Genomic DNA, 20,792 nt, shown 5'->3' with positions numbered 1-20,792 from the left:
CTTTCAATAAACAACTGCCTTCTTGATAGTAAAATCACTAGAAAAAGCTAAAAAGCACCCTTTTTAGACGATATTCGTTCATATATATATATATATATATAATTTGAGATTATTAGTATGCTAAAAACTAATAAATAGAATCAATTAATAAAAATGTTTAGGGCGGTATTTAATAATGAGAAGAAGTAAGGGTACATTAGCATTGTGTTTAGGATTGTCAACAGGGCTGGTGGTCGCAGGTATTTCAGCATTTATCTATGCACGTTATAATAAGAATAAATCAATTGCACAAAAAACAGAAGATATATCTAAATATAACATAATTATTTTGCAAAAACAAAAGCAGTTAAAAGAAGCTAAAAAAGCATTGCTATATATTAAAAAAGAACAAAAAAATTCTAAAAATAAGTTTGCAGAAATAATGAAAAATATCGAGAATCTTGAAGCAAAAAATAGTGAGTCTAGGATTAAGTTAGAAGAAATCAAAAATGAACAAATAAAGCTAGAAGCGGAATTTGCGAGTTTAATAAAAGCATATGATGAGGCTAAAAAGGAATTAGAAATAGCAAAACAAGAACATAAAAAAATTCAATCAAATTTTGATTTTGCAAATAAGATTTTTATTGAAAAATCAGAAAAATTGTTATCAAAAACTAGCGAATTAGAAAAAGCTAAAAAAATATTGGCTGATGCTAAAACAGATAATGAATATGCCAAAAAATCAATTTCAAATATCGAAAGTGATATTAATAAAAAAAGTATGGAATTGAGCAACAAGCAACAAGCTAAAGATAAAATATCGCATGATCTTGAAGTAGCTAAACAAAAAGAAAAACAGGCATCAGAATTACTTAAACAAGCAGAACAAGATTTTGATCTAAAAAATAATGCCTTGCAAACATTAAAGAACGAGTTAGAAGGTTTAAAAAAACAACAAAATTCAGCAGAAGCTAGCTATAGCCAAGCTAAGAAAAAAATGGATTTTTTAAATGCGGAAGTTATAGAAAAAGAAAAACTCTTAGATCAAGCTAAAGAACAATTACAATTAAAAAGTGAAGATGTTAATTTAAAACAACAAGCTCTTGATATTGCAACCAGAGAATTAAATGAGGCAAGCGCCATAAAAGAAGAGGCTTCAAATAAATTAAAAAAGGTACAACAAGCATTACAACAAAGTAGTGATAATTTATTACAAAAATCTCGCGAGGTAGATCTAGCATTAAGAGCTGTTGAAGAAGCCAAAAAAGAAAAAAATAATGCTCAAACTAAACTAAATAAAACCAAAGAAACACTAAAAGAAAAAGAAAATGATTTAAAAGTTAAAAATGAAGCTAAGCAACAAAAACATGAAGAAAAACAAGATGCTGAATTACAAAAGAAAAAATTATCCGATGCTTATGATGATTCTATTTTAAAAGAAGCCGAATTGCAAAGAGAACTAGAATCAAAAAAAGATGAATTGAAATTATTATCAAAACAACATACTGAATTAAGTAACAAAACTAAAAAAGTTGAACAAGAAATTCAAAATATATCAAATGAAATAGCATCATTAACACAAAAGCTTAAAGATGCAAAAAAAGTTTTAGAAACAAAGCAACAAAAACTAAAAGAATTAGAAAATGCTTTGCCCAATGCGAATAGGGAATTAGAACAGGCTAGAAATAAAGAAACACAAGCAATAAAAAACCAAAAAGAAGCTGATCAAAAATTTCAAAATGCGCAAAATGATTTGCAAACAAAGAATAGCGAAAAAGCGGTAGCTGAATCTGAATTACAAAAGGCTAAAGATAAAGAAAAAGAAACAAAAACTGAATTAGATAATAAGAAAAGCGAGTTAGCTTCGAAACAAGAAATTAAAAATAAGGCAAATGTTGAAAAGCAAGAAGCAGAAGGAAAACAATCTCAAATTGAACAGAAAATCTCAAGTCTTGAAGAAGATTTTGCCAAAAAGAGTGAGAAGGAACAAAATGCTGCAAGAGATTATCAACAAGCCGAGGAAGCATTTCAACAAGCACAACAAACATTATTAGAGGAACAAAGAAAAAGTGATGAACTTAGAGAAAAAACAGAAAAAGCAACAGAAGAAAAAGATAACAATAATGCTGAATTAAGACAATTAAGAAGCGAAAAAGAGAAAATAGATCAGCAACTTAAAAAAAATCAAGAAGACTTAAAAAGACAAAACCAGAAATTAAACGAAAAAATGGATAAATTGTCTAATTTAAAAGGTGAAGTTTCATCACTTAATGAACAAATAGATGTTACTAAATCGGTTATAGATACAAGTCGAGAAAGTTATCAAGAAATTGAAGCGCATGTAAAATTTATAGAAATAGTTGGCACAAATTTTTATGATAAAAAACCTATTGATCCAGAGGATTATCCTGAATTGAAGGATTTTTTAGAAAGAGGCTTTAGCGATGCAGACTTTGCTAATTGGGTACAACAATTTCATGAATACCATGATTATTTTGCTGATATTCATAACATGCAAGATAAGGTGATTAAAAAACAAAAAGAAATTGAAACAACTAAACAAGAACTTGCGCAAAATCAACAAGACATTGATAGAATAAATGATGAAAATAAACAATTAAATCAAAGTCTTGCTAACTCTAAATTTGACGAAAAAATAATTGCCAAACAAAGCGAATTTGATGATGCAAATAAAAAATATGATGAACTTAATAAACAATATGTGGCAACATTTAAAACAATCAATGCAGCTAAGGAAAGCTTAAAGACTAAGGAAGAAGTTAAGAATAATTTAATGCCACAAAAAGAACAAGCTAGCTCCGAAAAAGCAATGGCTGAACAAAAACTTGCGGAAGCTAAAAAGCAATTAGAAACTGCCAAGCAAGAAGTTGCAAATAAAGATAAACTATTGCAAAAAGCAAATCAAGATTTTTCACATACTGAAGAAGTAAAAAATAGCGCTGAAATGAAGTATAATCAAGCACAATCTGATTTGTTAAAAAAACAAAAACTCTTAGAAACCAAGGTTAGCGAAGTAGAAACTGCCACGCAAAATGAAACTAGATTGCAACAAGAAAAAAAAGAAGCTGATCTAAAATTAGAACAAGCTCGAAAAGATGTTCAAACTAAAAATACTGAATTGCAAACGAAGCAAGAACAGCTAAAAAAAGCGCAACAAGAATTCGAAGCAGCAAAACTCGCAGAGCAAGAAGCGCAAAAATCCTTAGATAATGCTAATGAAAAAAAGAACAATAAACTTGCCGAAGAAAATGAATTGCAATCGCAAACACAAAGTAAATTAAAAGAAAAAACTAATAAAGAAGAAGAAATTAAAAATGCTGAATCTAATCTTAGCCAATCACAAAAACAAAAAGAAATAAATAATAGCAATTTAGAAGCCCAAACACAAAAAATAAATGAGTTAACTAGTGATCTAAATCGCTTAACAAATGAAGTAGAAAAAGTCAAACAAGAACTAGATGAAGCAAAAAAAAGCAATGATCAAGCAATGACTGAATATGAAGAAAAACTTGCAAATGAATCATTAAAAATAGAAGAATTAGACCAAAAGAAAAAGCTAAAACAAGAAGTTGAAAATCAAAATCAAAATGATCTCAGAAATAAAGAAGAAACTCAAAAAATATTAGAAGGCGCTAACAAGGAATTTATATCAAAACAAGAAATTAAGGATCAAAAAACAAAAGATTTAGAAGAGTCTAAAAAAATAGAAAAAAGCGTGCAACAAGCAGAAGCAAAGGCACAACAGGATTTGGATGTTTCATTAGAAAAGCAAGATAAGGCTTATGAATTGTTTGAATATGCTAAGATAGAATTAAATAATAAAAATAAAGAAGTACAATGAAAACAAGAAGCTTATAATAATCAAGAAAAACTATTTATTGATGCTAAAGAAAATAAAAATAATGCTAGCAAAAGCTTAAAAAACGCAAAGCAAAAGGTTGCAGAGGATAGTAATAATTTAAACACTAAGGTTGTTGAAATTGAAGAAGTTGAAAAATTACTAAATGAATTAGAAGCAAATAAGAAACAAATATTACAAAGACTTGAATTAGCAAATAAGAACGTAGTTGAAAAAACAAAATTATTTAGTTCTATTGAAAATGAAAAAAATCTAGTTCTACAACAAAAGCATGCTTCAGAATTTGCTAAATTAGGTCTCGAAAAGCAACTTAATAAATCTGAGAAAAATCTTGAATCTAATAAACAAAGTCTTTCAAATAAAAATGAAGAATTAAAGAAGAATAAGCATCAACTTCAAGAAATAATAAGCCAAGCTAATGATATTAGTGAGGAAATTAGTGATATCAATAATATCATTCAAAAAGAGTTGAAAAACAAAGAAAATGTAGGCCAAACTCTAAGCATTACAAATAAAGAACTTGCCAAGAAAAAGAAAGAAATTTCAGATTTAATAGATGAGATAAATAAATTAAAGCAAATATTATCTAATCTTAGTGAATCTAAATAAAAACAAATAATAAGAATTATAATATGCCGTTACAAAAAAGCTTTTACCCATATAAAGAGGTTTGAGCTTTTTGTTTTGTTTAAATAAAAAAACTCAAGTTAAAATACTTGAGTTTACTAGTCATGTTTGATTAAATAATCAACTAATGATATGGCTGCCCTTGTTAGATTCGAACTAACGGATGGCGGTACCAAAAACCGCTGCCTTTCCACTTGGCTAAAGGGCAAAATGGTGGAGGGGGAGGGATTCGAACCCCCGAACCGTGAGGAAGTGGGTTACAGCCACCCGCGTTTGGCCGCTTCGCTACCCCTCCAATTTACATTAGCAAGTTAAATTATATTATAAAAAAAATTATTTGTTAAAAAATAAAAAATAAATTCATTATCTTGTTGCCCAGTTTCTAGTGTTTTATATAAAAAAAGTTTAAAAAAATTACAAAAAAAATGTTTTTGGTATAATAAATTAGCAACTATGCAAAGAAGCATAAGGTTACGATATACCGAGCTTAGTTGTTCATCTTGGTTATCGAGAACTTATGCGGAGTGCTTCATATAATGAAGAAGGAGAACAAACAATGGCAAAATTAGAAATTAAAATCAAAGCCTTTGAAGCTAGTTTAGTAGATGATGCTGCTAAAAAGGTTATACTTCTAGCGAAAGCTGAGAAGGCTATGGTAAGTGGTCCAATTCCTCTACCTACAAGAAAAGAAATTGTTACCATTTTAAGATCTGTTCATGTTAACAAAAAATCTCGTGAACAATTCGAAAGCAGAACTCATAAACGTCTAATTGTTTTGTCAAATGTTAGCGAAACACTAATTGATAAAGCAAAAAGACTTGAATTGCCTGCTGGTGTTCAAATTAGCGTTAAATCTGTAGCATAATACAGATATTATTTTTTTTAAAATATATACGTATATGTGGCACCGATTTTTTAAAAAAATGAAAGGATAAAAATGAAAGGAATCTTAGGAAGAAAAGTTGGAATGACTCAACTATTCACTAGCGAAGGTAAGTTAATACCTGTAACTATTGTTGAAGTTAAACCAAATGTTGTTACCAAAATTTTAACCGAAGAAAAAAACGGTTATATTGCAACACAACTTAGTTTAGAAGATAAGAAAAAATCTCAAATTAAGAAACCTGAAGTAAATTATTTCAAACAAGCAAATACAACACCTAAGCGATTCGTAAAAGAAATCCGTAATATGGCCGGATTTAACTTAGGTGAAACATTAGATGCCTCAATTTTTGAAGGCGGAGATGTGGTTGATGTTACGGCTATTTCAAAAGGAAAAGGTTTTGCCGGAACCATTAAGAGATGAAACCAACATATTGGTCCTAAATCACATGGTGGTGGTGGTGGTTCGCAACCTATAAGACAAACCGGTTCTATTGGTGATATATCTGGTAATAGAGTTTGAAAAGGTATGACAATGCCTGGTCACCTTGGAGCTGAACAAGTTACAATTCAAAATTTAGAAATTGTAAAAACTGAAGCAGAAAATAACTTATTAATTATTAAAGGCAGTGTTCCTGGAGCAAAAGGCGCTTTGTTAGTTATTAAAAATGCTAAGAAATCAGTTCAAAAGAAAGCTGAAATTAAATTAGTTAATTTAAAAGAAACATTAGCAAAGAATGAAATTTTTGAACAAGCTAAGAAATATAATCTTGAATTAAATATGGATATGTCATTAAGCGAAATGAAGAAAGCTCTTGAAGAAGCTACAGAAGGGGATAAATAATTATGTCTACAATTGTTGATAAATACTATATCTCAGAAAAGTTTGATAAAGACCGAAACATATCATTTAATTTCAAAAAAGCAAAAGAAAAAGTTTCAGGAAATTTTGCTGAATTTATTGATGCTGTTAATGAATTTATTAATGTTAGCGAAAAATCTAAGAATAGTACTAGAGTATGATTTCACCGTAATGGAGCATATAGTGGTAGTGTTGATGTAGAAAAGGCTAGAATTATTGCTAACAGAGTTATTGAAGCTAAAGTTGAAAGCAAGGATGCTATCGAGTTTATTGAAAAAGAAAATTTAGTTGATAAACCAGCATCACCAGCTAAAAAAATGGAAGAAAGTGATTTTGAATTGCCAAAGAGTGTGTTTGGATTAGAAAAGATACATACTCAATCAGTTTTTGACGCTATTTTGGTAGAAAGAGGCTCAAAACGTCTGGCTACTCATAAGGTTAAATCACGTGGTGAAGTTAGTGGAACAGGCAAAAAACCATGACCACAAAAACATACAGGTAATGCTCGTGCTGGGTCATTAAGAAGTCCAATCTTTGTTGGTGGCGGTAGAGCATTTGGACCAACAACCGAAAGAAATTACAATCTTAAAATTAATAAAAAAGCTAGAAAAAATGCTTTATTCTCAGCATTAACAATGCTAGCAAATGCAAATTCTGTTTTAGTTAGAGAATACGAACTAGAAAGTATTTCAACTAGAGCCTTATTAGTTGAATTAAATAAGGATAATCTAATTGGATTAAACAATATTCTAATAGTTTCTTCAAATGAAACCATTTATAAGTCGGCTAAAAATTTACCAAATGTTAATGTAAACAAGGTTACATCATTGTCAATCGAATCATTAGTAGCTGCTGATGTTTTAGTGATTAGCAAGGAAGATGTTAAGTTCTTAGAAGGGATGGCAAAATAATGAATATTAATCATGTTATTAAATATCCAGTTTTAACTGAAAAATCAGAAATTGCTAGATCTAATCAAAATGTCTATACATTTGTGGTTGACAGAAGAACAAACAAAATTGAAGTTAAAAAAGCTGTTGAATTTATCTTTGATGTTAAAGTTGAAAAAGTTAATATCATTAATTATGATAAAAAACCAGCTAAATTAGGTAGATTTGCGGGGTTTAAAAATGCCGTTAAGAAGGCTGTTGTGTTTTTAGACAAAGATTCAAAGATTGTTTTATTTGCTGAAGAAGCTAAAGAAGCAAAGAAGGCAAAAGAAACTGAAATGAAGTCTGAAAATGTCGAAACAGTTAAACAAATATCAGAAGCCGAACTAAAAGCAGCAGAAAAAATTAAAAGAGCTGCAGAAGCAAAAACGCAAAAGTCTGAAGAAAAAGCAGAAGAAATTAAGCAAGAAACAGAATCAAAATAATTAATCTCGATAAAACAAAAACTATAAGATTAATTTTTAAAAATAATAATTTAGATTCTTAAAAGATAAATATTATACAAACAAATATTTTTAAGAAATGGAGAAAAGAAGACAATGGCTATTAAAAAATTTAAAGCTTATACAAATGGTCGTCGTAATATGTCTTCTCTTGACTATCAAGCAAATTTAACTGGACATAAACCAGAAAAATCATTGCTTGTGGCACTTCCAACACATTCCGGAAGAAATAATCAAGGTAAAATTACAACTCGTCACCACGGTGGCAGATTAAAAAGATTTTATCGTATTATTGACTTCAAAAGATATAACAAGGATGGAATTGAGGCTATTGTTAAAACAATCGAATATGATCCAAACAGATCAGCCAATATTTCTTTAATTGTTTATCGTGATGGAGAAAAGAGATATATTATCAGTCCAAAAAATATTAAGGTTGGACAAAAAGTTATTTCAGGAGAACATGTAGATATACAAATAGGAAATAACCTACCACTTGGAAATATTCCAGAAGGTACATTTGTTCACAATATCGAATTACAACCTAAACAAGGTGGAATTATTGCTCGTTCTGCTGGTAGTTCAGCGCAAATTTTAGGTAAGGATGAATCAGGAAAATACGTTATCTTAAGACTAAAATCTGGCGAAGTGAGAAAAGTTCTAGGTGTATGCCGCGCTACAATTGGTGAAGTTGGAAATGAAGAACACTCATTAGTTAATATCGGTAAAGCTGGTAGAAATAGATTGAGAGGAATTAGACCTACAGTTAGAGGTTCAGCCATGAACCCTAATGATCACCCACATGGTGGTGGTGAAGGTAAACAACCTATTGGTAGAAAATCACCAATGACTCCATGAGGTAAAAAAGCTCTGGGCGTTAAAACTAGAGCAACTAAAAAATCATCTAACCAATTTATCATTAGAAGAAGAAAGGAAAGTAAATAATGTCTCGTTCATTAAAGAAAGCGCCCTTTGTTGATGATCACTTAATGAAAAAAGTGGTTGCTATTATTGAAAATAAAGCACCAAAGCGTCCAATCAAAACCTGATCAAGACGTTCAACAATTTATCCTGAATTTATTGGTTTAACATTTCAAGTTCACAATGGTCATGCATTTCTTGATGTCTTTGTAACAAATGATATGGTCGGCCACAAATTAGGTGAATTCGCACCAACAAGAACATTTAATGGTCACGGTGCTGATAAGGCTAAAGGAAAGAAATAATATGGCACAAATAGTTAAGGCATCAGTTAAAATGCAAAGAATTAGTGCGAGAAAAGCTAGATTAGTAGCAGATTTAATTCGCTATAAATCAGCTACACAAGCATTAATCATTTTGCAAACAACATACAAAAAGGCTTCAGAAATTATTCTTAAACTTTTAAATTCAGCGATTGCTAATGCGACAAATAATTTTGGTTTAGATGCTACTAAATTAGTAGTTTCAAAAATTTTAGTAAATGAAGGTCCTACATTAAAAAGATTTCAACCTCACTCACGTGGCAGAGCATACCCAATTTTAAAAAGAACTAGTCACTTTTATGTTGAATTAATGGAATTAAATACAGACGAACTAAATAAGGAGGCAAAATAATATGGGTCAAAAAGTTAATCCAAATGGTTTTCGTTTTGGTATAACAAAACCGCATAATACTGTTTGATATTCAGACAAGCAAGATTTTGCTAAGTTCTTATTAGAAGATCAAAAAATTTATGATTTCTTTGATAAAAAGGTTCGTGAATATTTAATTGGCAATGTTCAAATTAAGAGAAACCAAAACAGTAATATTATTGTTTATGTATATACAGCTAAACCAGCTGCCTTATTAGGAACAAATGGTGATAATATTAAAGCTATAACATTAGCTCTTAAAAAAGAACTAAGAAATAAAAAAATTAATATTACTATTGATGTAATAGAACTAAAAAATCCCGACTTAAATGCAAGACTATTAGCAGAAGGCATTGCTGTTAAATTAGAAAATCGGGGAAGCTTCAGATTAGCACAAAAATTTGCTATCAAAAGTGCTATGAAAGCAGGAGCTAAGGGTATTAAAACCTCTGTATCTGGCCGTTTGAATGGTGTTGATATGGCTAGAACGGAAGGGTATACCGAAGGTGAAATGAAATTGCATACTTTAAGACAAGATGTAGATTATGCTGTTGCTAAGGCTAAAACAACATATGGTATCTTGGGCATTAAGGTTTGAGTTTCATTAGGTGAAATTTTAGAAAACGGAAAAGCACAAGTTAGTGCTTTGGAATCAAATAAAACTGAAAGAAGACCGAGAGTTATTAGAAAGGGCGGTGAAAAACATGCTTCAACCAAAGAGAACTAAACATAGAAAAATGTTTCGTATCCGCCATGATAAAACTAAAGCACATCGTAATAACACAGTTTCGTTTGGTGAGTTTGGTTTAAAATCAACCTCATCAGCATGAATCAGTGCAAGACAAATTGAAGCAGCTCGTATCGCTATTACTCGTCGTATGGGTCGTGAAGGTAAGGTTATTATCAAGATATTTCCACATATGTCAAAAACATCTAAACCTATTGGTGTTCGTATGGGATCTGGTAAAGGTAGTCCTGATCAATGATTTGCAGTTGTTAAAGAAGGAACAGTGATGTTTGAAGTTATGGGAAACCAAACTGATACTATGAAAGACGCTTTAAGATTAGGCGGTCACAAGTTGCCTGTTACCTGAAAAATTGTTTCTAGAGATGCTACATGTCAATCGGAAGGAGAAAAATAATTATGTCATATACTGAATTAAAGAAAAAAACAGTTGAAGAACTAAAAACTTTATTAGCAGAATTAAGAGCAGAATTATTTTCTCTACACTTCAAAAATGCGACTCGTCAATTAGACCAAACCCACAAAATTAATTTAGTTAAAAAAGATATTGCTAGAACCTTGACTGCTATAAATGCCAAAAAGGAAGAAGGAGATAAATAATGGAACAAGTTAGAGAAAATCATCGTAAGAAGCTTGTTGGAACTGTAATTAGTACTAAGAATGAAAAAACTATTACTGTTATGGTTGAAACATATGCAAAACACCCATTATACTCAAAGCGTTTCAAAGTATCTAAGAAATTTGCTGTTCATGATGAAAAAAATGAAGCAAAAATTGGTGATGTTGTTGAAATACAAGAAACAAGACCACTTTCAAAAACTAAACACTTTAGATTAGTTGAGATTAAATCACACGCTATCGGAGGAAACGAAAATGCTTAGTGAATTTTCGAGATGTAATGTAGCCGATAATTCTGGCGCCAAAGAAGTAATGATTATTAAGAACCTTGGTGGTTCGGTTGTAAGAAGCACAAATATTGGTGACATTGTTGTTGTTACTGTTAAAAAGGCAATCCCTAATGGTGTGGTTAAAGAAGGTCAAGTTTTAAAAGCAGTTATTGTTAGAACAAAAAGAGGCATTGCAAGAGAAAATGGTTCATACATTAGATTTGATGATAATGCTGTGGTTTTAATTAAAGAAGATGGTACTATGAGAGGTACTCGGGTATTTGGTCCTGTAGCGAGAGAACTTCGTGAAAAAGGATATTTAAAAATAATTTCATTAGCTCCGGAGGTTTTATAATGTCTCAAGCTAAAATTAGAAAAAATGATATTGTTTTAGTTATTTCGGGAAAAGAAAAAGGTAGATTTGCATCAGTTTTATCAACAAATGTCAAGAAACAAACCGTTGTTCTAAAAGAAATTAACATAAAAACCAAACACCATAAACCTTCACAAGAAAATACTGAAGGAAAAATTGAAAAGAAAGAATTTCCTATTCATATTTCCAATGTAGCATACCTAGCAAAAAAAGGTGCACAAGGCCAAAAGTCAATTGGAACAAAAATAGGATTTAAAGTTGATGCTAAGACCGGTAAAAAACAAAGAGTTATGAAAAAAGTTAATAAGGTTATATAAGTAAATAAGGAGAAATAGAAAATGGCTAAATTAGAATTAGAAAAAAAATATTTAGAGCAAGTTCGCCCTGAATTAGTTAAAGAATTTGGTTACTCATCAATTATGCAAGCTCCGCGTTTACAAAAAATTGTTATTAATATGACAGCCGGAAATGAAGTATCAAACTCAAAAGCTATTGAAGAGGTTATGGTTGAATTAAGCCAAATAACTGGACAAAAACCATATCAAACAGTGGCAAAAAAATCATTGGCATCTTGAAAATTGCGTGAAGGTATGCCAATGGGTGGAAAAGTAACATTAAGACGTGAAAGAATGTGATCATTTTTAACTAAATTAATTAATATTGCTTTACCTCGTGTACGTGACTTTAATGGTACAAGCTTAAAAAGTTTTGATGGTCGTGGTAACTACGCGATTGGTATTAAAGAAGAAATTATTTTCCCAGAAATTTCATTTGATAAAATTCGTAAGTTAAAAGGTATGGATATTATTCTTGTAACCAGTGCAAATTCAGATAAAGAAGCATTTGCATTATTAAAAAAACTTGGAATTCCATTTGCAAAAGGTACTAATTAAGGAGAATTTGTATGGCAAGAAAAGCGTTAATGATTAAAGCTGAACGTGAACCAAAATTTTCAGTTAGAAAATACACACGTTGTCAAATTTGTGGTCGTGTTCATGCAGTGTTACGTAAATATAAAATTTGTAGAATTTGTTTTAGAGAATTAGCACACGAAGGAAAGATTCCTGGCGTAAAGAAAGCGAGTTGATAATTATGGCTATTATTACAGACCCAATAGCAGATATGTTTGTTAGAATTAAAAATTCTATTTCAAGAAAGTATCATGAAGTTCTAGTTCCTCACTCAACTAAAAAAGAAAAAATCTTAGAAATTTTTACAAGAGAAGGTTATATTACTTCATATGAAATCATTACCTCACCAAAAGGTTTTAAAGAAATTAAAATTACTTTAAAATACAAAGGAATGAATCAAAATCTATCTGCAATTACAGATATTAAAAGAGTTTCTAAACCAGGTTTAAAAGTATATTCATCAGCTGACAAATTACCTCGTGTTTTAAGTGGATATGGTACAGCAATTATCTCAACATCAAAAGGTCTATTAACTGATAAAGAAGCAAGAAAAGCCAACTTAGGTGGCGAAGTTATTGCCTTTATTTGATAGAACTTACTTAGATTTAAGGATTTAAACTATGTCAAGAATTGGAAAAAGAGTTTTATCTATTCCTCAAGGTGTTGAAATAAATTTATCAAAAAACCATATTGTTATTAAAGGTAATTTAGGCCAATTAGAATATACATTTTCACCATTAATTTCTGTTATTATTGAAAATAATGAAATTAAAACTTTAAGAGCTAATGAAGAAAAAACTACAAAGCAATTGCATGGTACAACAAACGCTATTATTAGTAATATGTTAATCGGAGTTTCAAAAGGTTATAAAAAAGAAATCGAAATTAAGGGTGTTGGTTACAAAGCAACACTTAAGGGAAATGAAATCGAAATAATTGCCGGATATTCGCACAGTGTAGTTAAGGCAATTCCATCAAATCTAAAAATTGAGGTACCAAAACCAACTAATATTATAATTTCTGGTATTGATAAACAAGCTGTTGGAGAATTTGCTGCAAATATAAGAGATATTAGACGTCCAAGCCCATATTCAGGTAAGGGAATTATGTACAAAGATGAAGTTATTAGACGTAAGGAAGGAAAAACTGCTGCTAAGTAGTTAAAAAATAGGTAAAAAATTATGTTATCAAGAAATGAAAGACGTAAAGTTAAACATTTAAAAATTACTAATAAATTAGCAAAAGGTACTTCACAAAGACCACGTGTTGTTGTATTTAAATCATTACATAACTTTTATGCACAAGCAGTCAATGATGAAACACATACAACATTAGCTTCATTTTCAACTAGACAATTATCTGAAAAAGGGAATAATATTGAGGCAGTAAAAATGGTAGCAAAGCAATTTGCTCTAAAACTAAAAGAAGTAAATGTTTCTGAAATCGTTTTTGACCGTTCAGGCTATATTTATCATGGTAAATTAGCAGCATTTGCAGACACATTAAGAGAAGAAGGGATTAAGTTCTAATGGCTGAAGAATTAAAGAAAGAAAATACTGAAGTAGCTAAGGAAACTAAGGTAGTTTCACCTATTAAAAAACCAGAAATAAAAGAAAATAATAAAGCAACTACTGAACGAAAAGCTTTTGCTCCTAAGAAACAATTTAGCGCAACTCCTGCAGCTAAGATTTTTGAAGAAAAAGTTATTGATATTGCCAGAGTTACAACCGTTGTTAAGGGTGGAAGAAGATTTTCATTTTCAGCATATGTTGTTGTCGGCGATAAAAAAGGTAAAGTTGGATTTGGACACGGAAAAGCAAATGAAGTTCAAGATGCTATTAAAAAAGCAGCTAAAGATGCACAAAAAAATGTATTCAACGTTCCTATAGTTAACGGAACCATTCCACACGAAATAAAAGAAAAATTCCTAGCTTCAAAAGTACAACTACGTCCTGCTCCTAAAGGTGCTGGTATTATTGCTTCTAATACAGTGCGTGCTGTTGTGGAATTAGCTGGTTATACCGATATTTCTACAAAAACATATGGTTCAAGAACAAAACACAATATTGTTCATGCCACAGTTAATGCACTTAAGAAGATTAAAACAGTTGAAGAAATTGCTAAACTACGTGACATTGATGTAAAGCATTTATTAGCTAAATAATATAATATTAAGGAGTGTTATTTATGAAATTACATACATTAAAAGCAACACCTGGCGCTCGTAAAGAAAAACATCGTGTCGGACGTGGTCATGCTGCCGGTAAAGGGAAACAAGCTGGTAGAGGGCAAAGTGGACAAACAAAAAGAAGTACAGTTAGACTAGGTTTTGAAGGTGGACAATTACCACTATTCAGAAGAATTCCTAAACGTGGTTTTAATAATGTAAATCATGTTGAATTCCAAATTGTTAATATTTCTTCGCTAGAAGGAAAATATACAAATAATGAAGTTGTTTCTTATGAAACATTGATAGCAAAAAACCTTATCAAGGGAGTATTGCCGGTTAAAATTTTAGGAAGAGGAACACTAACTAAAAAGTTGACTGTTTCAATTCCGTCTCTTTCACAATCAGCTAAAGAAGCTATTGAAAAAGCTGGAGGAAAAATCGAGGTTCAATAATGGCTAAAAGATCTAAGGTAGAAAAGGAAATATATAACAAAAGACTCGAGCGCAAATTAGCGATTGATAAATTTTTTGCTAAAAAAAGAAACTCGTGATCAGAATGATGAAAAAATCATGGTCTTTTTAAGAAGATCTTATTTACTCTTTTTGTTATTTCACTTTTCTTAATAGCTGGTACTATTACTTTACCAGGTGTTGAATTAGCACATCAAGACAGATTGAATCAAGGTGATTTCTTTGGTATCTTAAACTTGGTAGGTGGCGGTGGATTACGTAGATTCTCCATAGTCGCCTTGGGGATTGGACCTTTTATTTCTTCATCGCTAGTAATGATGATTTTGCAAACAAAAGCATTCCCGGCGGTTCATCGTTTAAGTCAATCAGGTCCATTGGGTAGAATAAAAATTAATTTTATAACTTATACTGTTACATTGTTCTTTGCAATATTTCAAGCAATATTGATTACAAGAGCATTAGTAAATCCACAGACTGATAATTTTGGTATAAGATTTTCTGATAGTTTAGTTAAGTCTCTTGGCGAAAAAGGAACCTTTGCTTATCAATGAGTGATTCTTCCTTTATTGTTAGTAGCTGGATCATTCTTTTCTTTATTTTTATCAGAGCAAATAACAAATAAAGGTGTTGGGAATGGAACGAGCTTAATTATCTTTGTCGGAATTGCTAGCTCACTAGTTCCAACCTTCAGACATGCTTTTGAATACTATATGCCATCAGTAAAAAATAATAATTCGGTTGTTTTAAAGGAAACACTAAACTTTATTGTTTATTTACTGGCGTATTTATTAGTAATTTTTGTTGTAATATTATTTACTCTTGCTGAAAGAAAAATTCCAATTCAACAAGTTGGGGCAGGATTATCTAAAACGGAAAAAGAATTAAGTTATCTACCTATCAAAGCAAACCCGGCAGGAATTATGTCAGTAATTTTTTCAATGATGGTTCTTTCTGTTCCTACATTGATTGCAGGGTTATTTGATCCTAATACAAGTAGATATTATCAATGAGTTTATTCAAATCTTCAACTAACACAACCATTAGGATTCTTCTTATTTGTTATCATAACATTTGGATTAACTATTTTAATGGGAATACAACAATCTAAAATTGATAAGATTAGTGAGGATTTTGCAAAAAGCAGTACGTTTATTCCTGGAATTAGACCGGGTGAACAAACTGAAAATTATTTATTAAATACTGTGTTAAGATTATCATTCTTTTCTGCTGGGTATTTAATAATATTGGGGGCATTGCAATTTATTCAACAAATGTTTGGAATGCCTGCACCAATAGCGTTTGGTGGAACATCAATAATGATTCTAGTTTCAACAGCAACAGAAACCGTTCAACAAATTCAAGCAAGATATAAATCACAGGAACTTGCGCGAAGAAGACGAATGATTAAAGAATTAAAAGAAGTATATGGAGAAGACGAAGATTTAATATGATAGAAAGATGTCAAATTAAGAAGCCTAATTTGATTTTTATAGGTGCACCAGGTGCTGGCAAGGGTTCTCTTTCTAAGCTATTAGTTGAAAATTTTGGATATTTTCAACTTTCAACTGGTGATATGTTTCGTCAAGAAATTAAAAATAAAACAGAATTAGGGCTAAAAATTAAAAACATATTAGAATCAGGAAAATATGTTGATGATAATATAACTAATCAGCTAGTTGAAAATAAACTAACTAGCTTAGTTAATGAGAAAATACCTTTTATTCTTGATGGTTTTCCAAGAACGATTGATCAAGCTGAGTTTTTAGATACACTTGAAAAAAAAGGGATTTATATTGACCAAGTTATTTTATTAAATATTACCGATGAACAAATTATTGAACGTTTATCGAAGCGTAGAATTTGTCCTTCATGTAAAACAATTTATCACCTAGAATCATTCCCACCAGCTAATGATAAATTCTGTAAACATTGTAAAACAGAAGTTGTCAAAAGAGCTGATGATGAAGAAGAAGTAGTATTAAAACGTCTTGCGATATATAACGATCAAACAAAATGTTTAATAGATTTTTATAAAAAAAAGAATATAGTTTCAGAAGTAAATAGCTATCAATCATTAAAAAAAGTGTTTGATGACGTTAAAGAGGCCTTGAAATGATAAAAATTAAGAATCAAATCGAAATTCAAAAAATTAAAAAGGCCTGCGCAATCTTGGCAGAAGTCAAAAAAATTCTTTGAGACTTTATAAGACCAGGCGTTTCTTTAAAAGAAATTGATAGCGTCGCTTTTAAAGAAATTAAGAAAAGAGGAGGAAAACCAGCTTTTTTAGATATGTATGGTTTTCCTGCAACTTGTTGTATTTCAGTTAATGAAGAATTAATTCATGGTATCCCTTCTGATTATGTTGTTAAGGATGGGGATATTGTAAAAATTGATACCGGGGTAGTATGGGAAGGATATTATTCTGATTCTGCCTTTACAAAAGGTGTTGGCAATATTACACAAAAAGATAAGGAATTAATTCAAGTTGCAAAAGACGCTTTTTATGCAGGATTTAATGCAATTAAAGTAGGTAAACGCTTTGGTGATATATCTGCTGCAATCGGAAATTATATTCGTCAAAAAGGCTATTATACACCTGATGAATTTTGCGGCCATGGTATAGGTAAAAGTTTGCATGAAGATCCGCTTATAAATAATGACGGTATTCCAAATACAGGTGATTTTATTAAAAACGGTATGGTTATCTGTATTGAACCGATGATTTTACAAAAGTCAAAAAAAACATTAATTAAAGAAGATAATTGAACTGTTATTGATCCATTAGGTTTTAATACTTCGCACTACGAGCAAACAGTATTAATTGATAATGGTGAAGCATATATATTATCAGGAGACAACATTTAATGGGAAAAAACAAGAAAGATAAAAAAGAAGAAGTTATTAAAATGACTGGTAAAGTTACCAAGATGCATTCAACAAAAAATTATGATGTTTTGTTAGAAAATAATCTTGAAATTAAGGCTTATATTTCAGGAAAAATGTCTCTACATAACATTAAACTTATTCCCGGTGATATGGTTGATGTTGAAATCAGTCCTTTTGATTGAACGTTAGGCAGAATAGTTTTTCGCCATAAATAAAACTAAGGAGAATTATGAAAGTTAGAGCATCGATTAAAAGCATTTGCAAAGACTGTAAAATAATTAAAAGACACGGCGTTAATAGAGTAATTTGCATTAACCCAAAACACAAACAAAGACAAGGATAAAAAAAATGGCTAGAGTTTTAAATATAGAAATTCCAAATAATAAAAAAGTTCGTATTTCTCTAACATATATTTTTGGTATAGGTCCAACAATTGCTAAGCAAATCTTAGCTGCCGCAAATGTTGACGGAGAAAAAAGAGTTAAAGAATTAAGTGAAGAAGAATTAACACGCATTAGAGATGAAGCTAAACAATATACTACTGAAGGTGATTTAAAGAGAGAAATTAATCTAAATATTAAAAGATTAATGGAAATTAAATCATATCGTGGTATTAGACATAGAAAAGGATTGCCAGTAAGAGGCCAATCAACTAAGAAAAATGCAAGAACAAGAAAAGGCCCAAGAAAAACGATTGCTGGAAAGAAAGGTAAATAATAATGGCTAAGAAAAACAAAAAAGTTGTTACGCAAGGTATTGCGCATATTCACTCAACATACCAAAATACAATTGTTTCTTTTTCAGATTTAAAGGGAAATGTTTTTGCATGATCTTCTTCGGGGGCAATTGGATATAAAGGTACGAAGAAGAAAACTCCATATGCTGCTGGCCTAGCCGCAGCTGCTGCTGTTGAAAAAGCCAAAGAATTTGGTTTAAAGGAAGTGTCGATTATGGTTAAGGGTGTTGGTCCTGGAAAATCAACAGCTCGCAAGCAAATTGAAACAAGTGGTTTTACAATTAAGGATGTTAAGGATGTTACTCCTACTCCTCACAATGGTACTCGTCCTCCAAAGAAAATTCTTAAAAGAGAAAAATAATTTAGATTTACAAGGATAACATAGGGGGATATTATGGAAAAAATTCAAAAAATTACTTATAAAGAATTAGTCGCTGAAAAAGTAAATGATTTTAATACAACATTTGTAATCGAACCATTATCGCGTGGTTATGCAAATACAATGGGGACTACTTTAAGAAGAACCTTACTTTCTTCTATTACATCAGTTGCTCCATTTGCGATTAAAATCAATAATGTCGAACATGAATTTCAAACAATTAGTGGTTTACAAGAAGATGCGATAACATTAGTTAGAAATATAAGAAGCATCCGTTTTGTTTACAATGAAGAAATGTTTGAAAAAGATAACTTAGCAAAAATATCATTTAAGGCCAATAAGGAAGGCGAAATCTATGCTTATGATATTCCTGAGGTTAGTGGCCTAGAAATAGTAAATAAAGATCAATACATTGCTAATATAGCCAAAGGTGGCTCATTAGAATTTGAATTATTTCTAAGAAAAGGTCGCGGTTTTGTTGATTTTGAAGAAAATAAGAATGTAATTAGTCAATATGGTTCAAGATTAGAATCAAATATTAAAAATGGTCAATTTTTAGCAATGGATAGTGATTTTAGTCCTGTTAAAAAATGTGCAATCTCTTTTGAGGAATTAAATAGTTCATCTAAATTAGTTGAAGAAAGATTAAAAATTAAACTAGAAACCGATTGCACGATTACAGCAAAAGATGCGATGGAACAGGCTGCTAAGATTATTGTTGCTCATTTTCAAATCATTGGTAATATTGATGCTTTGGAATCGATAGAATTATTCGAAGAAAATAAAGATAAAAAAGATAAGGAAATTAAGTCATCTGTATCAATCAGTAAACTTGGCTTATCAGTAAGATCAGAAAATGCTTTAAAAAGAGCAAAATTCACCACTATTGAAGAAGTATTAAATTTAACTGATGAAGAATTGGCAAATATTAAAAACCTAGGTAAAAAATCAATTCAAGATATTATTGATAAAAGAAATGATTGAAAAAATAGAATTGGCAATGATGCTGATTTCGAAAGCGACACCACGATAGATTCACTAGAACAACTTAAAAAATCAGATGAGGGAGAAGAATAATGGCTAACCCAAAACAACTATTTCGTAGAAATACTGAATGATGAAACCATGTAGAAAGATCGTTAGTTACCGATTTATTGGTAAACGGTCAAGTTAAAACCACTCTTGAAAGAGCTAAAAGAATTAGATCAAATGCAGAAAAGATGATTACACTCGGAAAGAAAAATACCCTTTCAACCAGAAGACAAGCAGCTAAATTTTTAAGACTTATTCCTTCAAAAGTTGAAAACAAAGATTCGTTACAATATTTATTTGATGTTCTAGCATCAAAATACGCCCAAAGAAATGGCGGATATACAAGAATAATTAAAATTAATAACCGTGCTGGCGATAATGCTAAAATGGCAATTATTAAATTAGTATAAAAATAGGAGATAAATTATGGCTATAGTTCCAAAAAGAAAAACCTCAAAGCAAAGAAAAAATTTAAGAAGAAGTCATCATGCATTAAGTCCTATTACGTTAGTAGAATGCAAGCATTGCAAACAATCAATTATTCCTCACCAAGCATGTAGATATTGTGGATTTTATAAGGAAGAAAAAGTTCTTAAAAATGTTATTAATGATAAAATTAAATAATTTTAGAAACACCAAGTTGTTGACTTGGTGTTTTATATTTAATAAGTTATAATTGACTTTTTTAGTAAAAGATATTATCTATATTAGATTATATTTTTTTATTAATAATTTCAAAAATAAAAAAATTTTATATATAATATATAAGCTTTCTATTTTTGCTTGATTAGTTTTTAATTAAACTAATTTAGTAATATCTAAGATTTTTTAAAAAAAATAAAAAAATATTATTAAAAAAAATAAAAAGCGTATAATAGTAATTGTAGCTTTTTTGCTAACAAATATTAAGATAGTTCTTTGAAAACTGGATACGAATACCATAACGTCAATTTTAATTTTTTAAAA

Annotated in this window: 31 protein-coding genes and 2 tRNA genes; 31 read left to right on the top strand and 2 right to left on the bottom strand. The window is 30.2% G+C overall.

What is annotated here, in order from left to right; genetic code table 4:
- Positions 1-175: 175 nt before the first annotated feature.
- Positions 176-4,468: a hypothetical protein gene (locus ACWXVM_RS03015; RefSeq protein ID WP_455994255.1), complete on the top strand. Its 4,293-nt coding sequence runs from the start codon at positions 176-178 to the stop codon at positions 4,466-4,468.
- A 151-nt stretch (positions 4,469-4,619) separates the two neighbouring features.
- Here the strand turns inward: ACWXVM_RS03015 and ACWXVM_RS03010 are convergent.
- Positions 4,620-4,694: transfer RNA gene (locus ACWXVM_RS03010), tRNA-Gln, on the bottom strand.
- A gap of 3 nt (positions 4,695-4,697) precedes the next feature.
- Positions 4,698-4,781: transfer RNA gene (locus ACWXVM_RS03005), tRNA-Tyr, on the bottom strand.
- A gap of 222 nt (positions 4,782-5,003) precedes the next feature.
- On the opposite strand from ACWXVM_RS03005, the gene rpsJ reads away from it, so the two are divergent.
- The 30 genes from rpsJ to rpmF all read left to right on the top strand — a co-directional run bounded on the left by rpsJ (position 5,004) and on the right by rpmF (position 20,450).
- A complete protein-coding gene (gene rpsJ / locus ACWXVM_RS03000; protein WP_455966487.1) occupies positions 5,004-5,351 on the top strand; it encodes a 30S ribosomal protein S10 in 348 nt (115 codons plus the stop codon).
- A 72-nt stretch (positions 5,352-5,423) separates the two neighbouring features.
- Entirely contained in the window at positions 5,424-6,212 is a 789-nt protein-coding gene (gene rplC, locus ACWXVM_RS02995; protein ID WP_444705169.1) for a 50S ribosomal protein L3, read from the top strand.
- A 2-nt stretch (positions 6,213-6,214) separates the two neighbouring features.
- Positions 6,215-7,141, top strand: coding sequence for a 50S ribosomal protein L4 (gene rplD, locus ACWXVM_RS02990; protein ID WP_438340905.1), 927 nt, complete (start codon positions 6,215-6,217; stop codon positions 7,139-7,141).
- Entirely contained in the window at positions 7,141-7,605 is a 465-nt protein-coding gene (gene rplW, locus ACWXVM_RS02985) for a 50S ribosomal protein L23 (protein WP_438340904.1), read from the top strand. The genes rplD and rplW overlap by 1 nt, the downstream gene beginning before the upstream one ends.
- Before the next feature lie 114 nt (positions 7,606-7,719).
- Entirely contained in the window at positions 7,720-8,568 is an 849-nt protein-coding gene (gene rplB / locus ACWXVM_RS02980) for a 50S ribosomal protein L2 (protein WP_438340903.1), read from the top strand.
- Positions 8,568-8,849 (top strand): 30S ribosomal protein S19, encoded by a 282-nt coding sequence (gene rpsS, locus ACWXVM_RS02975; protein ID WP_438340902.1) that lies wholly within the window; start codon positions 8,568-8,570, stop codon positions 8,847-8,849. Before rplB ends, rpsS begins: the two co-directional genes overlap by 1 nt.
- 1 nt (position 8,850) lies before the next feature.
- A complete protein-coding gene (gene rplV, locus ACWXVM_RS02970; protein WP_438340901.1) occupies positions 8,851-9,219 on the top strand; it encodes a 50S ribosomal protein L22 in 369 nt (122 codons plus the stop codon).
- 1 nt (position 9,220) lies between these two features.
- The gene (gene rpsC / locus ACWXVM_RS02965; RefSeq protein WP_438340900.1) at positions 9,221-9,964 is read left to right on the top strand and encodes a 30S ribosomal protein S3; all 744 of its coding nucleotides are present in this window, start codon (positions 9,221-9,223) and stop codon (positions 9,962-9,964) included.
- Positions 9,942-10,379, top strand: a complete 438-nt coding sequence (gene rplP / locus ACWXVM_RS02960) for a 50S ribosomal protein L16 (RefSeq protein WP_444705167.1) — start codon at positions 9,942-9,944, stop codon at positions 10,377-10,379. Before rpsC ends, rplP begins: the two co-directional genes overlap by 23 nt.
- Positions 10,355-10,582 carry a 50S ribosomal protein L29 gene (rpmC, locus tag ACWXVM_RS02955; protein ID WP_444705166.1) on the top strand — a complete coding sequence of 76 codons (228 nt, stop codon included), beginning with the start codon at positions 10,355-10,357 and terminating at the stop codon, positions 10,580-10,582. Before rplP ends, rpmC begins: the two co-directional genes overlap by 25 nt.
- Positions 10,582-10,863 (top strand): 30S ribosomal protein S17, encoded by a 282-nt coding sequence (gene rpsQ, locus ACWXVM_RS02950; RefSeq protein WP_438340897.1) that lies wholly within the window; start codon positions 10,582-10,584, stop codon positions 10,861-10,863. Before rpmC ends, rpsQ begins: the two co-directional genes overlap by 1 nt.
- Positions 10,856-11,224: a 50S ribosomal protein L14 gene (gene rplN, locus ACWXVM_RS02945; protein ID WP_438340896.1), complete on the top strand. Its 369-nt coding sequence runs from the start codon at positions 10,856-10,858 to the stop codon at positions 11,222-11,224. The genes rpsQ and rplN overlap by 8 nt, the downstream gene beginning before the upstream one ends.
- On the top strand, positions 11,224-11,559 hold the full coding sequence (gene rplX / locus ACWXVM_RS02940; RefSeq protein ID WP_444705165.1) for a 50S ribosomal protein L24: 336 nt from the start codon (positions 11,224-11,226) through the stop codon (positions 11,557-11,559). The genes rplN and rplX overlap by 1 nt, the downstream gene beginning before the upstream one ends.
- Positions 11,560-11,580: 21 nt before the next feature.
- On the top strand, positions 11,581-12,135 hold the full coding sequence (rplE, locus tag ACWXVM_RS02935; protein ID WP_438340894.1) for a 50S ribosomal protein L5: 555 nt from the start codon (positions 11,581-11,583) through the stop codon (positions 12,133-12,135).
- Between the two features lie 11 nt (positions 12,136-12,146).
- On the top strand, positions 12,147-12,332 hold the full coding sequence (locus ACWXVM_RS02930; protein WP_004417000.1) for a type Z 30S ribosomal protein S14: 186 nt from the start codon (positions 12,147-12,149) through the stop codon (positions 12,330-12,332).
- Between the two features lie 2 nt (positions 12,333-12,334).
- Positions 12,335-12,745, top strand: coding sequence for a 30S ribosomal protein S8 (gene rpsH / locus ACWXVM_RS02925; RefSeq protein ID WP_438340893.1), 411 nt, complete (start codon positions 12,335-12,337; stop codon positions 12,743-12,745).
- A gap of 28 nt (positions 12,746-12,773) precedes the next feature.
- Positions 12,774-13,313, top strand: coding sequence for a 50S ribosomal protein L6 (gene rplF / locus ACWXVM_RS02920; RefSeq protein WP_438340892.1), 540 nt, complete (start codon positions 12,774-12,776; stop codon positions 13,311-13,313).
- 21 nt (positions 13,314-13,334) lie between these two features.
- Positions 13,335-13,682, top strand: coding sequence for a 50S ribosomal protein L18 (gene rplR / locus ACWXVM_RS02915; RefSeq protein ID WP_438340891.1), 348 nt, complete (start codon positions 13,335-13,337; stop codon positions 13,680-13,682).
- Positions 13,682-14,317: a 30S ribosomal protein S5 gene (gene rpsE, locus ACWXVM_RS02910; RefSeq protein WP_455994253.1), complete on the top strand. Its 636-nt coding sequence runs from the start codon at positions 13,682-13,684 to the stop codon at positions 14,315-14,317. Before rplR ends, rpsE begins: the two co-directional genes overlap by 1 nt.
- Before the next feature lie 23 nt (positions 14,318-14,340).
- On the top strand, positions 14,341-14,775 hold the full coding sequence (gene rplO, locus ACWXVM_RS02905) for a 50S ribosomal protein L15 (RefSeq protein ID WP_455994251.1): 435 nt from the start codon (positions 14,341-14,343) through the stop codon (positions 14,773-14,775).
- A complete protein-coding gene (secY, locus tag ACWXVM_RS02900; protein ID WP_438340888.1) occupies positions 14,775-16,247 on the top strand; it encodes a preprotein translocase subunit SecY in 1,473 nt (490 codons plus the stop codon). The genes rplO and secY overlap by 1 nt, the downstream gene beginning before the upstream one ends.
- Positions 16,241-16,912: an adenylate kinase gene (locus ACWXVM_RS02895; protein WP_438340887.1), complete on the top strand. Its 672-nt coding sequence runs from the start codon at positions 16,241-16,243 to the stop codon at positions 16,910-16,912. The genes secY and ACWXVM_RS02895 overlap by 7 nt, the downstream gene beginning before the upstream one ends.
- The gene (map, locus tag ACWXVM_RS02890; RefSeq protein WP_438340886.1) at positions 16,906-17,658 is read left to right on the top strand and encodes a type I methionyl aminopeptidase; all 753 of its coding nucleotides are present in this window, start codon (positions 16,906-16,908) and stop codon (positions 17,656-17,658) included. The genes ACWXVM_RS02895 and map overlap by 7 nt, the downstream gene beginning before the upstream one ends.
- Positions 17,658-17,894 (top strand): translation initiation factor IF-1, encoded by a 237-nt coding sequence (gene infA / locus ACWXVM_RS02885; RefSeq protein WP_438340885.1) that lies wholly within the window; start codon positions 17,658-17,660, stop codon positions 17,892-17,894. The genes map and infA overlap by 1 nt, the downstream gene beginning before the upstream one ends.
- 14 nt (positions 17,895-17,908) lie before the next feature.
- Entirely contained in the window at positions 17,909-18,022 is a 114-nt protein-coding gene (gene rpmJ, locus ACWXVM_RS02880) for a 50S ribosomal protein L36 (protein WP_438340884.1), read from the top strand.
- Positions 18,023-18,027: 5 nt separating this feature from the next.
- On the top strand, positions 18,028-18,396 hold the full coding sequence (gene rpsM / locus ACWXVM_RS02875) for a 30S ribosomal protein S13 (protein WP_438340883.1): 369 nt from the start codon (positions 18,028-18,030) through the stop codon (positions 18,394-18,396).
- Between the two features lie 2 nt (positions 18,397-18,398).
- On the top strand, positions 18,399-18,776 hold the full coding sequence (gene rpsK, locus ACWXVM_RS02870) for a 30S ribosomal protein S11 (RefSeq protein ID WP_438340882.1): 378 nt from the start codon (positions 18,399-18,401) through the stop codon (positions 18,774-18,776).
- Between the two features lie 33 nt (positions 18,777-18,809).
- Positions 18,810-19,871 carry a DNA-directed RNA polymerase subunit alpha gene (locus ACWXVM_RS02865; protein WP_438340881.1) on the top strand — a complete coding sequence of 354 codons (1,062 nt, stop codon included), beginning with the start codon at positions 18,810-18,812 and terminating at the stop codon, positions 19,869-19,871.
- Positions 19,871-20,236, top strand: a complete 366-nt coding sequence (gene rplQ, locus ACWXVM_RS02860) for a 50S ribosomal protein L17 (protein ID WP_438340880.1) — start codon at positions 19,871-19,873, stop codon at positions 20,234-20,236. The genes ACWXVM_RS02865 and rplQ overlap by 1 nt, the downstream gene beginning before the upstream one ends.
- Before the next feature lie 16 nt (positions 20,237-20,252).
- Positions 20,253-20,450, top strand: a complete 198-nt coding sequence (rpmF, locus tag ACWXVM_RS02855; protein WP_438340879.1) for a 50S ribosomal protein L32 — start codon at positions 20,253-20,255, stop codon at positions 20,448-20,450.
- Positions 20,451-20,792 lie beyond the last annotated feature (342 nt).

The organism is Mycoplasma sp. 2261 (assembly GCF_053851575.1).
Note: the sequence above shows the minus strand (reverse complement) of the source record. Positions and strands in the feature narration are given on the sequence as shown.